This window comes from Chengkuizengella axinellae (assembly GCF_030730905.1).
Taxonomy (GTDB): domain Bacteria; phylum Bacillota; class Bacilli; order Paenibacillales; family KCTC-33759; genus Chengkuizengella; species Chengkuizengella axinellae.
The window spans coordinates 605,568-620,096 of the sequence record NZ_JAVAMP010000001.1; the positions used below are offsets into that span (position 1 = coordinate 605,568).

A 14,529-nucleotide genomic window follows, 5' to 3' on the forward strand; every position below is an offset into this window, starting at 1 on the left:
GGGGGAGCTCATATGGAATTATGGGAATTAATAAAATATATATTTTTAGGTGTTTTACAAGGTTTTACTGAACCAATTCCTGTTTCTTCTAGTGGTCATGTTCTGTTAGCACGACATTGGTTCGGAATAGAGGTGGAGGGACTTAGTTTTGAAATATTGGTCAACTTTGCCTCCTTGCTTGCAGTATTGCTTATTTATCGAGCAGATCTGATGCAACTTACGAAACATGGCTTCACTTTTTTAAAAACAAGGGAAACTAGGTATAAGCGGGACTTTATGTTTATTGTTTATTTAATCATCGCAACGATTCCTGCAGCAATATTAGGACTTACTTTTGAGGATACTATTTCAAGTATATTTAATGAAAATGATGTAAAAGTGATAGGTTTTGCCTTAATCGTAACAGGTATTGCCTTATTTATAATTAGAAATTTAAAAGGTAGAAAAAACGACCAGAATATTACTTTAGTGGATGCTGTGATTGTTGGTTTAGCTCAAGCTGTTGCACTGATTCCTGGAATTAGCCGTTCAGGTGCTACAATTGTTGCAGCACTTGCAAGAGGATGGAAGCAAGAAACGGCGATGCGGTTTTCGTTCTTTTTATATATCCCAATTAGTGTGGGAGTCATGGTATTTGGATTATCGGACATGATTAATGAACCTGGTATCGAATCTAGAATTTTACCTTATACACTTGCGTTTCTTGGAGCATTTGTTGCTTCCTATTTTTCACTGAAATGGTTTATGGGGATTATGCAAAGAGGGAACTTAATTATTTTCACTGTTTACTGTTTGATCATCGGAGCCGCTGTGTTGATATTCTAAGGCAGTACTGCTTGACTACTTATAACATTTAATATAAATAAAGAAAAGGATACTATCATGAACATTATCAAATCAACTGCAAAAGCTGTATATATTCATATTCCCTTTTGTAAACATAAATGTTATTATTGCGATTTTAATACGTACGCACTTCCAGTGCCTCCAATCGATGAATATTTAGTAGCTTTAGAAAAAGAATTGCAAGCTACTGTCGTTCAATTCCCTCCTGAAGAAATTGAGACGATTTTTGTAGGTGGAGGAACTCCCACGATATTTGATGCCCGGCAAATGAACGTTTTTTTGAAAATCATCAATCGGTATTTTCCTAATCAGCATGATCAGATTGAATTCACAATGGAAGCAAACCCAGGCACTACAGACATAAAAAAGTTAGAGGTGATGAAAGCAGGGGGAGTAAATCGCATCAGCTTTGGGGTTCAATCCTTTCAGAATGAAATATTAAAGGATATAGGGAGAATCCATGACACTTCAGAAGTATATGAAAGTATAAAAAACGCTAAAACAATAGGTTTCGATAATTTATCAATTGATTTAATGTTCGGATTGCCAAATCAAACCTTGAAGAATATGGAGGAAAGCCTTGAAAAAGCTTTATCCCTCGATTTACAACATTATTCTATATACAGCCTAAAGGTTGAAGAAAATACAGTTTTTCATTCTTTACATCAAAAAGACAAGCTCCCACTTCCTCCTGAAGAGGAAGAGGTAAATATGTTTTTGCTCATTATGAATCGTTTGAGTGAAGCTGGGTATACCCAATATGAAATCAGTAATTTTGCCTTACCTGGTTTTGAGAGCATGCATAATAAGATGTACTGGAACAATAAGAGCTATTACGGTATCGGTGCAGGAGCACACAGCTATTTACAAGGGACAAGGTATATCAATGTAAAGGGAATTCAAGATTATTTACAGGCTGTGAAACAAGGGTTGCCTGTTGCAGAAAAACATCAAGTGAGTCAACAAGAGGCAATGGAAGACTTTATGATGGTCGGATTGCGTTTGATGAGTGGTGTAGATAGAGAGAATTTCTTTAATCAATTTGGTTGTACTATGGAACAAAAGTTTGAAAAGCAATTGGATAAATTGATAAGTCGTCAATTATTAGAGACAACTAGTAATGGATTTAAATTAACAAAACAGGGGATATTGCTAGGGAATGAAGTATTTGCTGAATTTATCTCCTAGTCAAATGAATTTGAAAAACGTATTTTGCATGATTGGTGGAGGAATAAGAAAAAATTGAAAATAAACATAAGACTAGCCCAACAAATCGATATAGATGTTATGTTTGAAATCATTTCGTATTATGCTAATGATGGCATTATGCTGCCAAGATCAAAAAACATATTATTGCATCAGTTAAATGATTTTGCTGTTGTTGAAGTGAACGGGGAAGTAATCGGATGCGGCTCTCTTTGTCAATTAGGAGACGATTTAGTTGAAGTTCGTTCTTTTGGAGTGTTGCCGATTTATAAAGGTCAGGGTTTAGGAAAAAAACTGCTTCAATTTTTAGTTCATGAGGCTAGTTTAAGAAAAATCCCAAACGTTATGGCATTAACTTATGAAGTTGAGTTTTTTACAAGGAATGGTTTTGAAGTGGTAGATAAGGAGATTTTTCCTGAAAAGGTATGGAAAGATTGCATCCATTGTAAAAAACTAGATTGCTGCGATGAAATTGCTGTGTTAAAAAAACTGGATTCACTTGACAACTAATGATTTGATTTGGTATTTTGTTATTAGTGATTAGCACTCGACTTAAATGAGTGCTAACGACAACTAAATTGACGTTGGTCATACGTTTACTTCACATTTGTGGGTAATTTGAGGAGGGAAAGTCATGCTAACTGAACGTCAGAAAATGATCTTAAGTGCGATTGTGAATGATTATATTCATTCTGCAGAACCAATTGGCTCTCGCAGTATATCAAAGCGAAACGATGTTGGTTTTAGTCCAGCTACAATAAGAAACGAGATGTCTGACTTAGAGGAAATGGGTTTTTTAGAACAGCCACATACCTCTGCTGGCCGCATTCCCTCACATAAAGGTTACAGATATTTTGTTGACCACCTTATTAATGTATCTAAAACAAAGAATCAAGAAATATCGTCAATTAAAAACTTTTTTAAGAAAAGATTGGATAGAACAGAAGAAAATTTGCAGGAAGTAGCTTCTATTTTATCAGACATGACCCAATATACTTCCATAGCGCTTGGACCAGAATTGTTCAACACAACTTTGAAGCATTTACAATTCATTTCCATTAATGATGATACAGGTGTTGTGATTATAGTTACTGACACAGGTCAGGTTGAAAATAAAAAGGTTCATATTCCTGAAGGAATTTCTATCACTGATATAGAAAAGTGCATCAATATTTTAAACAGCAGATTACGTGGAGAGCCAATTATTTCTTTGAAGCAAAAGCTTTTTAATGAGCTTGGTAATGAATTGAAGAAATATGTAAGTCAACATCACGAGCTGATGCAGATGTTGGATGATGTGTTTGATACAAGTAAACAAGAGCGCATTTATATGAGTGGTACTACCAATATGTTGACACAACCAGAATTTAAAGACGTATCAACAGTTAAAAATATATTGGATTTAATCAATGAAACACAAACTTGGATCAATTTGTTTTCCAATGCTCCAAAAGGAATTCAAGTGACAATTGGAACTGAAAACAATGCAAAACAAATTCAAGATTGCAGTTTGATTACAGCAACTTATAAAATAGAAGGTCATTCTATTGGTACGATTGGTATTCTTGGACCAACACGTATGGAGTATGAAAGAGTAATAAATTTATTGAATCACTTAACAGATGATTTGGTGAAATTCTATTACCGTTAAAGGAAATGATAGAAAAGCTATATTAGAATGATTGGAATGTAATTAACTAAGGAGGTGATTGGTATGAGTCAGACAGATCAAGCAAAAGCAAATCAAGAAGAGGAAACAACAAACAATCAAGAGCAAGAGGTTGTTGAGAATATAAATGAAGCTGAAGAAGAGCAGATTGTTGAAGATAAAATACTTATGGATAAATCAGAAGTTGATGAGTTGAAAAAAAGTGCACAGGAAAGTCAGCAAAAAGTACTTAGAACTCAAGCAGATTTTGATAACTTCCGCCGTAGAACAAGAACTGAAAAGGAAGAATATTTAAAATACGCTTCAAAAGGACTCATCGAGCAGCTGCTTCCTGTAATAGATAATTTTGAAAGAGCCATTACTTCAAGTAAAGAAACGAAAGATTTTGATTCGTTGATTAAAGGGATTGAAATGGTATTCGATCAAATGAAGCAAGCATTTGAAAATGAGGATCTGAAGCCGATAGAAGCAGTGGGGCAACCTTTTAATCCAGAATATCACCAAGCGATAATGCAAGTAGAATCCGAAGAACATGAGGAAGGTATTGTGGTTGAGGAAGTTCAAAAAGGTTATATTTTAAAAGATAAGGTACTTAGACCTGCTATGGTAAAAGTAAGCAGCTAGTGAGGTTATGCTGAAAACAGAAGTTTTGAATCTGCAATAAAATTAAAAATAAATAGGAATGATTTTAAGGAGGGTAACTCATACAATGAGTAAGGTAATTGGTATTGATTTAGGAACTACAAATTCATGTGTTGCGGTTATGGAAGGTGGAGAAGCAGTTGTTATTCCTAATCCAGAAGGGAATAGAACTACACCATCTGTTATTGGATTTAAAAAAGACGGTGAGCGTATTGTTGGTGAAACGGCAAAACGCCAAGCGATCACAAACCCAGAAGGTACGGTTATTTCAATTAAACGTCATATGGGTACTGACTACAAAACAACAATTGATAGCAAAGAATACAGCCCACAGGAACTATCAGCAATTATTCTACAAAAATTAAAAGCAGATGCAGAAGCTTACCTAGGATCATCTGTAACACAAGCAGTTATTACTGTACCGGCTTATTTCAACGACAGTCAACGTCAAGCAACAAAAGATGCTGGTAAAATAGCAGGTCTTGAAGTGCTTCGAATCGTAAATGAACCAACTGCAGCTGCATTAGCTTATGGTTTGGAAAAAGACGAAGATCAAACGATTTTAGTTTATGATTTAGGGGGAGGAACTTTTGACGTTTCTATTCTTGAATTAGGCGATGGATTTTTTGAAGTTAAAGCAACTAGCGGAAACAACCGTTTAGGTGGAGATGATTTTGACCAAGTGATTATCGATCATCTTGTAGCTGAATTTAAAAAAGAGCATGCTATTGATTTAAGCAAAGATAAAGCAGCTGTTCAGCGTTTAAAAGATGCTGCTGAGAAAGCGAAAAAAGAACTTTCTGGTGTAATAACTACATCCATTTCTTTACCGTTCATTACTGTTGTAGACGGCGTACCTCAGCATTTAGAAGTAAACTTGACAAGAGCTAAATTCGAAGAATTATCTGCTGATTTAATTGAAAAAACGCTAACACCTACAAGACAAGCGTTGAGCGATTCTGGTTTAAGTTCAAGCGAGATTGATAAAATTGTATTAGTAGGTGGATCCACTAGAATTCCAGCCGTACAAGAAGCTGTTAAAAAACTAACAGGTAAAGATCCGCATAAAGGTGTAAATCCAGATGAGGTTGTTGCACTTGGTGCTGCTGTTCAAGCGGGAGTACTTACTGGTGATGTTCAAGACGTTGTATTATTAGACGTTACTCCATTGACTTTAGGTATTGAAACAGCAGGTGGGGTATTTACGAAGATGATCGATCGCAATACAACGATCCCAACAAGTAAATCTCAAGTATATTCAACTTATGCTGACAACCAAACAAGTGTTGAAATTCATGTTCTTCAAGGAGAACGTGCAATGGCAGCGGACAATAAAACGTTGGGTCGTTTTATGTTAGGAGATATTCCTCCAGCTCCACGTGGTATTCCTCAAGTAGAGGTAACTTTTGATATCGATGCGAATGGTATTGTTAATGTATCAGCGCTAGATAAAGGTACAGGTAAGAGTCAAAAAATCACGATTACTTCTTCCAGCGGTTTAAGTGATGAGGAAATCGAACAAATGACACAAGACGCGGAGAAATTTAAAGAAGAAGATGAAAAGCGTAAAGCAGCAGTTGAAACAAGAAATGAAGCAGATCAGTTAGTTTACACAGCTGAAAAAACTTTAAATGATCTTGGAGATAAGGTTGATCAATCTGAAATTGATAAAACTAATGAAGCAAAAGATAAAGTGAAAAAAGCTTTAGAAGGCGATGACATCGACGAAATCAAAAAAGCTTCAGAAGAACTTACTGAAATTGTTCAACAACTTTCTGTTAAATTATATGAGCAAGCAGCTCAAGATGCACAAGCTGCTCAAGGAGCAGAGGGAGCTGCAGGAGCTGGGAACGCTTCTGATAAAGATAACGTAGTAGATGCGGACTATGAAGTTGTAGACGAAAAAGAAAATAAATAATCATTTATAAATTAAAAATGGTTAAAACGATAGTCAAAGTCAAGCTATGCATTGGCTTTGACTATCAACATGTATACGTGAATTGCAATAGAATGGAGTGAAGTGATGAGTAAACGAGATTATTATGAGGTACTCGGTCTAGGCAAGGAAGCCTCAGGCGATGAAGTTAAAAAAGCATATCGAAAGTTAGCTCGTCAATATCATCCGGATGTTAACAAAGCTTCTGATGCTGAGGAAAAATTTAAAGAGGTTAAGGAAGCCTATGATGTATTAAGTGATGATCAAAAAAGAGCAACCTATGATCAATTCGGTCATATTGATCCAAATCAAGGAATGGGTGGCGCAGGTGGCGCTGATTTCGGTGGTTTTGGTGATATTTTTGATATGTTTTTTGGTGGTGGAGGTCAAAGACGTAATCCAAATGCACCTCAAAGAGGTGCAGACCTGCAATACACAATGACTATAGAGTTTAAAGAAGCGGTATTTGGAAAAGAAACGGAAATAAAAATTCCGCGTACAGAAACCTGTGATCGTTGTTCTGGTTCTGGTGCGAAATCAGGTACAAAAAAAGAAACATGTTCAACATGTAAAGGTTCAGGTCAGCAAGAGGTTGTACAAAACACCGCGTTTGGACGCATCGTGAATCGTCGAGTATGTACCACGTGTAACGGTCAGGGTGCTATTATCAAAGAAAAATGTGGGAAATGTCATGGTTCAGGGGAAGTTAAAAATCAAAGAAAAATCAATGTGAAAATTCCAGCAGGTGTAGATGAAGGTTCACAAATTCGAATTTCTGGTGAAGGTGAAGCTGGGAAAAAAGGCGGACCTCCAGGTGATTTATATATCGTGCTTCGTGTTAAAACTCATGAGTTTTTTGAGAGAGAAGGAGACGATATTTATTGCGAAGTACCCCTAACTTTTACTCAAGCAGCTTTAGGGGATGAAATCGAAATACCTACACTAACTGAAAAAGTAAAATTGAAAATACCAGCAGGCACACAAACAGGTACTTATTTCCGTTTAAAAGGAAAAGGTGTGCAGCGTGTTAGAGGATATGGACAAGGGGATCAGCATGTAAAAGTTGTTGTGGTGACTCCTTCTAAGTTATCTGACGAGCAAAAGAATTTATTGCGTGACTTCTCTGAATTAAGTGGAGAACATACGCATGATAAACATCAATCTATTTTTGAAAGAATGAAAAAAGCAATTTTAGGTGATTGATTAACTTATCTATCTTAAATAAGAGGAACCGCAAGAATATTTCTTGTGGTTTTTGTTTATCTTCATAAAAATTAGGAGGATGGAAGGAGATTGATATGATTGAAATTAAAAAAATTAGCAAAGAAAAGACATGGAATTTACGGCATACTGTAATGTGGCCCAACAAAGAGCTTGACTACATAAAATTGGATCAGGACGACTCAGGCATTCACTATGGTCTTTTTGAAAAAGGAAGGCTTATTTCAGTAGTTTCACTTTTTATTGAAAATGAAGATGCTCAGTTCAGAAAATTTGCTACACTTCAAAGTGAGCAAGGTAAAGGATTTGGAAGCAAGTTATTAAATCATGTGGTGGAAGAAGCAAAGAGGGTTGGAATTAAGAGAATATGGTGTAATGCAAGATTGAATAAATCAAGTTTTTATAAAAAATTTGGATTACAGGAGTCTGAACATAAATTTCAAAAAGGGGGACTTGATTACGTCATTATGGAGAGATTATTGGATGTATAATTTGATGTAACGATAAAAGTAAGTTGTTTATTAAACTTAAACAAGGAGATCATATTATGGATTATGACGATTTAAAAATTTATTGCGCAGAAAAACAAGGGGCAAGAGAAGATTATCCTTTTGGACCAGAGCCATTGGTGATTAAAGTCAGCAGTAAAATGTTTGCACTTATTTCAGATGGTGAAAAATATCCTTCTATTAGTTTGAAATGTGATCCTTTTTTAGCTGAGATTTTAAGAGAAAAATATGCAGCGATTACTGCAGGTTATCATTTAAACAAAAAACATTGGAATACCGTATTAATTGATGGAAGCATTCCAGAGGACGAAATCATGGAGATGATTGATCAATCATATCAATTGGTTTTTAAAAGCTTGAAAAAAACAGAAAGGGAAATGATTATGAATGCTTAAAGAGCTAGAGTTCACGAACATCCTCAAACTCTAATATAATTCTCGTTCATAGGGAGGGGAGAATAATATCCCTTATTTCTCATACTAAAAAATAGCTGGTCTTTCCAGTTATTTTTTTTGTATAAATTTTCAGAAAATTGTAAATCATAAATGGAGTTTAAAGAGATGAATAAAGGAGAAAGAAGCATGGATAAAAAAGAATCAAATAAAAATCTTCCTATTTCTAAAAATGAGGATGTTGAATTTTCAGAAGAGTTAGCAGATGAAGAAGATATGAAGGCACAGGAAAGAGCAGCGGAGGCTGATCACAGACAAAATAATAAATAAGGAGTTTTAATAATGCGTAACAAACATATTATTGCTTATTTTGATACTGAGGATCAAGCTGAAGATGTGGCTATGAAGTTGCAATCCTTAAAAACCTCTAATATAGCAGTAGAGAGAATACCTGTAGACAAATCAGTTATGAATAACTTTCCAGCTATGCCTCAGGGGATAGGAAATCTTTTTCAAGGTGCTATTGGATTTATGTATCCAGCTGCATGGGGAGTGGATAATGCAGTTAATCAATCTGAACAGAATCTAAATGAAAAGAATATTATGCTTAGTTTTGTTGCAGAGAAGGAATCCATTAATGATGCCATTGAGGTCATACATCAAGGAAGAGGTCAGATTAAATGACAGAAAAAAGCATATTAGCTTATTTTAATTCTCCAGAGGAGGCCGAGGGTGCTGCTACAAAGTTAAGAACTTTAAGAGCAAGTGAACTTAGTATTGAGCGTTTTAGCAAGTACCAAGGAGATGGTGTGACTAAAATCTCGAACCCTTTGACGGGAAGTATCCCTAGTTTAGGAAAGCTGACCTTAAAGGCTGATTTTAGTGCACCTGATGTTGGTATCTTAGCTGCTTCGGATGTAAGCGCTAGTGGAATGAGTGATGGAGGACAAGGAAAACCAACTGGAAAAGATATCTTATTAACGGTGGTTATAGATATGGAACAGTATCAGCAAGCGATTCAAGTGATTGAAGCTAGTGGTGGAATGGTGTAAAAATAATCAAGAAAGTGAATAAATGAAGTCCTACTAACAGTAGGGCTTTTTATAATATAAGAATCACTCATCCAGATAAATATTGCATTAAGATTGTATCTAAATATTGTTCAACCTCTTGAGTATATATATAATCAGACTCTTCAAGTTTTATCATATAATCATTTAAAATTTGAGATGTTCGTGTTTCAGGATATTTATCAATATAAGATAAGTAGTTATCTAGAAGCTGTTGATTATATTGATTAGAATCAGGATTATATACAGTTGTGTTAGGTAGTCCTTTTAGGTATGGGATCAAATAATTTAAGTAGATTCTTTCGATTGCATCAGACCGAATAGACTCTGGATAAGAATTAATAAAGAGTTCACTTAAAGCAACTCGATTTGAGAGTTCATCCCATGAGATGGTTAATGTGAAATTTTCTTCATAACCCTGTTTAGATTCTAGAGCTTTAATAGCGATATAATCTGAGATTTCATTATTTGTTTTCCCTATATATTTCTCCATTAACGTATAATCAATTTTTAGTATAAAAGTCTCTTTTGATCCTTTAATCTGATATCCGTTTCCTTGAATCTCAGACAACATCTCTTTTATGGACTCATCTTGAACCTCTTCGATCATCAATTGATGATCTTCATCAAATATTTCATTAATATAGGATTGAATATCCGTATTTTTCAGCTCATCATTATAATTTGCTAGTTGTAGAAGCATCTGATCCTCCAGTTGTATTAATATTTTTGAAAGATCATTTTTACTCAATTCCTCTAGATGTTCATCTATATATTGATACAATTCCATTGGTTTTGAATTGTTTTCTATTAATTTTTCAAATTCAGCAGTTCTTATTTGAGATTGTTCATCTACTTGTTCGTTATTGTTATTTTGAGCTGACTCATTTGCTTCACCCATATTTGTACAACCTGTAACTGTAATTAAAGTACAGACTAAAATAATGAAAAGAAAGTTTCTTATGATTAGTTTCATGATGATTCCTCCAAATGTTTATGTATAACATATTATTCCTTAAATAAATCAAATATATGAACAGAACTCCGAAAAGTTTTCAATGAAGGAAAATGATTTTCATCTAACCTAAATCTATGTTAAAATTATAGGTCAGATAAAATAAGTGCGGAGGGTTAATGATGAATTGGTACGAACTATCTATATACACAACTGAAGAAGCAAGTGATCAAATTTCTAATTTTTTTCATGAAATCGGTGCAGGTGGGGTTTCCATTGAAGAGTCAGGTTCCTTAAATAAAGAAAGAGATACTTCTTTGGGCCAATGGTATGAAAAACCGTTAAATAATTTCCCTGAAGGTGATGCTGAAATCAAAGCATATTTTTCTCAGGATGTAGAAATGGATGAATTAAAAGAAAGTTTATCGATTTTTCTAAATAACTTGAAAAAATTGAATATTAACGTAGGTAAAGCAGACATAAATTCAAAGGTAGTGAATGAAGAAGATTGGGCGAATGCGTGGAAGCAATATTTTAAACCTGTTCGCATTACAGAGAGAATTACAATTAAACCTACTTGGGAAAATTATGAGGCAAGCGATAATGAAGCTATCGTAGAGCTTGATCCTGGTATGGCTTTTGGTACAGGAACGCATGCAACTACGGCATTATGCTTGAAAGCTTTAGAAAAAGCTCAAATCGAAGGTAAGAATGTAATCGATGTTGGTACAGGCTCTGGCATATTATCTATTGCCGCAATGAAATTAGGAGCGAACCATGTGTTAGCATTGGATTTAGATCCAGTAGCTGTATCAAGTGCGAAAGAGAACGTACGTATTAATGATTTGACGGAAAAAATCGATGTAGAGTTAAGTGATTTACTTCAAGTCATTCAGAAAAATCAAACAGAACAGCAAACTAAGGTAAGGGTTGTAGTAGCCAATATTTTAGCAGAAATTATTTTGACTTTTATAGATGATGTTTACAATGTATTAGAGGATGGTGGGTTATACATTGCATCTGGTATTATTAAGCAGAAAGAAGCAGATGTAGTACAAGCATTAGAAAAAGCTCACTTTAAAATTCTTGAAAGGCTTGAGCAGGAAGATTGGGTAGTCATTACTGCACAAAAAAGTTAGGGGACAAATATGGAGTTTTTAAATCAGTTGCTTTTTTTTGATATTAGTATATTGCCCTTTGTTTTATTGGTATTATTGATATCTTTTACAATCCATGAGTTTGCACATGCTTATGTAGCTTACAAATTTGGAGATCCTACTGCTAAAGAACTAGGCAGGGTTACGCTAAACCCTCAAGCTCACCTTGATTTTTTTGGGTTGATTGTTTTTCTTCTGGCTGGTTTTGGTTGGGCAAAACCAGTTCCAGTGAATCGTCAACTATTTAAAAAACCTAGACTTATGGGTGTTGTTGTTTCCGCTGTTGGTCCTTTGAGTAACCTGTTGTTAGCTTGTTTAGGTTTCTTTATTATGCATTTACTAAATTATTTTTCAATGGATACATGGATGTCAACCAATAGTTTCGATGCAATAGACACGTTTTTTAGAAGTTTTATAGGTATTAATATCTTGTTGTTTGTGTTTAATTTAATTCCATTACCCCCATTAGATGGTTATCGTATTATAGAAGATTTAGTGCCGAACAATATACGAGCAAAGATGTCTAAGTTTGAACCGTATTCCATTTATATCTTTTTACTGCTTGTTCTGATCCCACAGCTTAGAATGGTGACGATTCAACCCATTTTAGACTTACAAATGGATGTTCATTATATATTAGAACGTTTTTTTGCCTTCATTTTTTAGAGCAGCTTTGTGGTAAAAGTAAACAATTGTAGCGCAATCAGCTTGAATTGTAGTAAGATATATTTTGGATGTTTTCGGCTTAAATGTGCCGTGAGGAAGGTAGTTGTTTACATGCAGCGATATTTTATACCTAAAGAACAATTTGTTGAAGATAAAGTTCACATCCTTGATGAGGACGCCTTTCATTTAAATAAAGTGATGCGAGCAAAAGTTGAAGACCAATTTATCGTCAGCAATGGAGAAACACGCGATGTTTTGGTTGAAATAGAAGAAATAACAAAAAATAAAGTCACAGCTTCAATCATAAAAGACTTGGAGCGAAACAATGAGCCTGTTAATAACATATGGATTGCTCAGAGTCTCCCAAAAGGAGACAAGATGGATACGATCATACAAAAGTGTACTGAAATTGGTGCCGTTCGATTTATCCCTTTTACTTCAGAACGCACGATTGTTCAATATGATGAGAAGAAAAAGAGTAAGCGTATAGAACGTTGGAATAAAATTTCCAAGGAAGCAGCAGAGCAGGCTCATCGAAATCGAGTGCCAAAGATAAGTGAGATAAAGACTTTAAAAGAGCTTTTGAAGATGGTTTCTGAAGCTGAAGAGAGTTTTGTTTTTTATGAAAGTGAAGATGGATTGTATTTCAAGGATATGATTAGTAAAAAGAAGGATCATGAGAAGAAAGTACTCACCTTTTTATTGGTTGTAGGACCTGAGGGTGGGTTTACTGCGGATGAAATTTCTCAATTAGAAACAGCAGGCTGTCATTCTGTGAGTTTGGGTAAGAGAATATTAAGAACGGAAACTGCAGCAATGGTAGGACTGACATGTATGTTATATGAATACGATGAGATGGGAGGATAAAAGATGAAAAAAGTTGCTTTTCATACATTAGGCTGCAAAGTTAATTTTTATGATACAGAAGCGATTTGGCAGCTATTTAAAAATGATGGATATAAACAAGTAGATTTTGATGACACAAATGAAACAGCAGATGTTTATGTCATTAATACATGTTCTGTAACAAACACAGGTGACAAAAAGAGCAGGCAAATGATTCGTCGGGCAATTCGCAGAAATCCAGACGCTATTATTGCAGTTACAGGTTGTTACGCGCAAACGGCCTCAAAGGAAATATTAGAAATAGACGGTGTCGATCTTGTCATTGGAACACAAGATAGGGAAAAGATCATGGATTATGTTAAACAAATCCAACAAGAAAGACAGCCGATTAATGCGGTACGTAATATAATGAAAACTCGTAACTTTGAAGAATTAGATGTCCCTGATTTTTCTGATCGTACAAGAGCTTATTTAAAAATACAAGAGGGATGTAACAATTTTTGTACATTTTGTATTATTCCATGGACTCGAGGTTTGAGCCGAAGCCGAGCTCCTGAAGGTGTAATTAAACAAGCCAGAAAATTAGTGGATGCAGGATATCAGGAGATCGTATTAACAGGTATTCATACGGGTGGATACGGAGATGATTTTGAGAATTACAAGCTTGCAGATTTACTATGGGATTTAGATAAAGTGGAAGGTCTGAATCGGATCCGCATTAGTTCAATTGAAGCAAGTCAAATCACAGATGAAATCATTGAGGTACTAAAAACATCGGATAAAATGTGCCGTCATTTACACATTCCGCTGCAAGCTGGTGACAATGATGTTCTAAAGGCGATGAAAAGAAAGTACACTGTTCAAGAATTTGGTGAAAAAATTGAAAAAATCCATGAAATCATGCCTGATGTGGCGATTACGACTGATATTATTGTAGGATTCCCCGGGGAAAGTGAAGAGAATTTTAACAACAGCTTTAAGTTTATCGAAGCACTGAAATTTTCCGAACTACACGTTTTTCCATATTCTAAACGGACAGGTACACCTGCTGCTAAGATGGATCATCAAGTAGATATGGAAGAAAAAAACCGCCGTGTCCATGAATTGATTGACCTTTCGGAGAAAATGCAGTTAGAATATGCTCAAAAGTTTGAAGATCAAGTGATTGAAGTTATACCTGAAACAGTAAAAGATCATAATGGAAAACAATGGGTTGTTGGCCATTCAGATAATTACTTACAGGTCATGATGGAAGGAACCGCTGATTTAATAGGAAAAGTATGTAAAGTCAAAATTACAGAAGCTGGGGTTAATGAATGTAAAGGTACGATTGTAAGAGTACTAGAGCCAGCAAATGTAAAGGTTGTATAAATGGCACGAATCCCCAAAAAGTTGAAGGAGCATCAGTTATCCT

General features: G+C 35.0%; 17 protein-coding genes. 16 read left to right on the plus strand and 1 reads right to left on the minus strand.

Going from position 1 to position 14,529, the window contains the following annotated elements; translation table 11 throughout:
• Positions 1 to 12 precede the first annotated feature (12 nt).
• The 12 genes from Q5Y73_RS02995 (at position 13) to Q5Y73_RS03050 (ending at position 9,473) form a co-directional block, all read left to right on the plus strand.
• Positions 13 to 825, plus strand: coding sequence for an undecaprenyl-diphosphate phosphatase (locus Q5Y73_RS02995; RefSeq protein WP_305990354.1), 813 nt, complete (start codon positions 13 to 15; stop codon positions 823 to 825).
• A gap of 57 nt (positions 826 to 882) precedes the next feature.
• Positions 883 to 2,034: a radical SAM family heme chaperone HemW gene (gene hemW / locus Q5Y73_RS03000; protein ID WP_305990355.1), complete on the plus strand. Its 1,152-nt coding sequence runs from the start codon at positions 883 to 885 to the stop codon at positions 2,032 to 2,034.
• A 54-nt stretch (positions 2,035 to 2,088) separates the two neighbouring features.
• A complete protein-coding gene (locus tag Q5Y73_RS03005; RefSeq protein ID WP_305990356.1) occupies positions 2,089 to 2,562 on the plus strand; it encodes an N-acetyltransferase in 474 nt (157 codons plus the stop codon).
• Positions 2,563 to 2,686: 124 nt separating this feature from the next.
• The gene (gene hrcA, locus Q5Y73_RS03010) at positions 2,687 to 3,703 is read left to right on the plus strand and encodes a heat-inducible transcriptional repressor HrcA (protein ID WP_305990357.1); all 1,017 of its coding nucleotides are present in this window, start codon (positions 2,687 to 2,689) and stop codon (positions 3,701 to 3,703) included.
• 63 nt (positions 3,704 to 3,766) lie between these two features.
• Positions 3,767 to 4,345, plus strand: a complete 579-nt coding sequence (gene grpE, locus Q5Y73_RS03015; protein ID WP_305990358.1) for a nucleotide exchange factor GrpE — start codon at positions 3,767 to 3,769, stop codon at positions 4,343 to 4,345.
• An 85-nt stretch (positions 4,346 to 4,430) separates the two neighbouring features.
• Positions 4,431 to 6,281, plus strand: coding sequence for a molecular chaperone DnaK (gene dnaK, locus Q5Y73_RS03020; RefSeq protein ID WP_305990359.1), 1,851 nt, complete (start codon positions 4,431 to 4,433; stop codon positions 6,279 to 6,281).
• Positions 6,282 to 6,386: 105 nt separating this feature from the next.
• A complete protein-coding gene (dnaJ, locus tag Q5Y73_RS03025) occupies positions 6,387 to 7,502 on the plus strand; it encodes a molecular chaperone DnaJ (RefSeq protein WP_305990360.1) in 1,116 nt (371 codons plus the stop codon).
• A 98-nt stretch (positions 7,503 to 7,600) separates the two neighbouring features.
• Positions 7,601 to 8,011, plus strand: coding sequence for a GNAT family N-acetyltransferase (locus Q5Y73_RS03030; RefSeq protein WP_305990854.1), 411 nt, complete (start codon positions 7,601 to 7,603; stop codon positions 8,009 to 8,011).
• A 56-nt stretch (positions 8,012 to 8,067) separates the two neighbouring features.
• Complete coding sequence (locus tag Q5Y73_RS03035; protein ID WP_305990361.1) at positions 8,068 to 8,424, plus strand: MmcQ/YjbR family DNA-binding protein; 357 nt, start codon at positions 8,068 to 8,070, stop codon at positions 8,422 to 8,424.
• A gap of 165 nt (positions 8,425 to 8,589) precedes the next feature.
• Entirely contained in the window at positions 8,590 to 8,751 is a 162-nt protein-coding gene (locus tag Q5Y73_RS03040) for a YfhD family protein (RefSeq protein ID WP_305990362.1), read from the plus strand.
• Positions 8,752 to 8,763: 12 nt separating this feature from the next.
• Positions 8,764 to 9,105 carry a hypothetical protein gene (locus Q5Y73_RS03045; RefSeq protein ID WP_305990363.1) on the plus strand — a complete coding sequence of 114 codons (342 nt, stop codon included), beginning with the start codon at positions 8,764 to 8,766 and terminating at the stop codon, positions 9,103 to 9,105.
• Complete coding sequence (locus tag Q5Y73_RS03050) at positions 9,102 to 9,473, plus strand: hypothetical protein (RefSeq protein ID WP_305990364.1); 372 nt, start codon at positions 9,102 to 9,104, stop codon at positions 9,471 to 9,473. Before Q5Y73_RS03045 ends, Q5Y73_RS03050 begins: the two co-directional genes overlap by 4 nt.
• A gap of 67 nt (positions 9,474 to 9,540) precedes the next feature.
• On the opposite strand, the gene Q5Y73_RS03055 is transcribed toward Q5Y73_RS03050, so the two are convergent.
• Entirely contained in the window at positions 9,541 to 10,467 is a 927-nt protein-coding gene (locus Q5Y73_RS03055) for a hypothetical protein (protein WP_305990365.1), read from the minus strand.
• 161 nt (positions 10,468 to 10,628) lie between these two features.
• Here Q5Y73_RS03055 and prmA point away from each other — a divergent pair, with 161 nt between their 5' ends.
• The 4 genes from prmA (at position 10,629) to mtaB (ending at position 14,486) form a co-directional block, all read left to right on the plus strand.
• Positions 10,629 to 11,585 carry a 50S ribosomal protein L11 methyltransferase gene (gene prmA / locus Q5Y73_RS03060; protein WP_305990366.1) on the plus strand — a complete coding sequence of 319 codons (957 nt, stop codon included), beginning with the start codon at positions 10,629 to 10,631 and terminating at the stop codon, positions 11,583 to 11,585.
• A 9-nt stretch (positions 11,586 to 11,594) separates the two neighbouring features.
• Positions 11,595 to 12,269, plus strand: a complete 675-nt coding sequence (locus Q5Y73_RS03065) for a site-2 protease family protein (RefSeq protein ID WP_305990367.1) — start codon at positions 11,595 to 11,597, stop codon at positions 12,267 to 12,269.
• Positions 12,270 to 12,380: 111 nt separating this feature from the next.
• Positions 12,381 to 13,136 carry a 16S rRNA (uracil(1498)-N(3))-methyltransferase gene (locus Q5Y73_RS03070; protein WP_305990368.1) on the plus strand — a complete coding sequence of 252 codons (756 nt, stop codon included), beginning with the start codon at positions 12,381 to 12,383 and terminating at the stop codon, positions 13,134 to 13,136.
• Positions 13,137 to 13,139: 3 nt separating this feature from the next.
• The gene (mtaB, locus tag Q5Y73_RS03075; RefSeq protein WP_305990369.1) at positions 13,140 to 14,486 is read left to right on the plus strand and encodes a tRNA (N(6)-L-threonylcarbamoyladenosine(37)-C(2))-methylthiotransferase MtaB; all 1,347 of its coding nucleotides are present in this window, start codon (positions 13,140 to 13,142) and stop codon (positions 14,484 to 14,486) included.
• Positions 14,487 to 14,529: the final 43 nt, after the last annotated feature.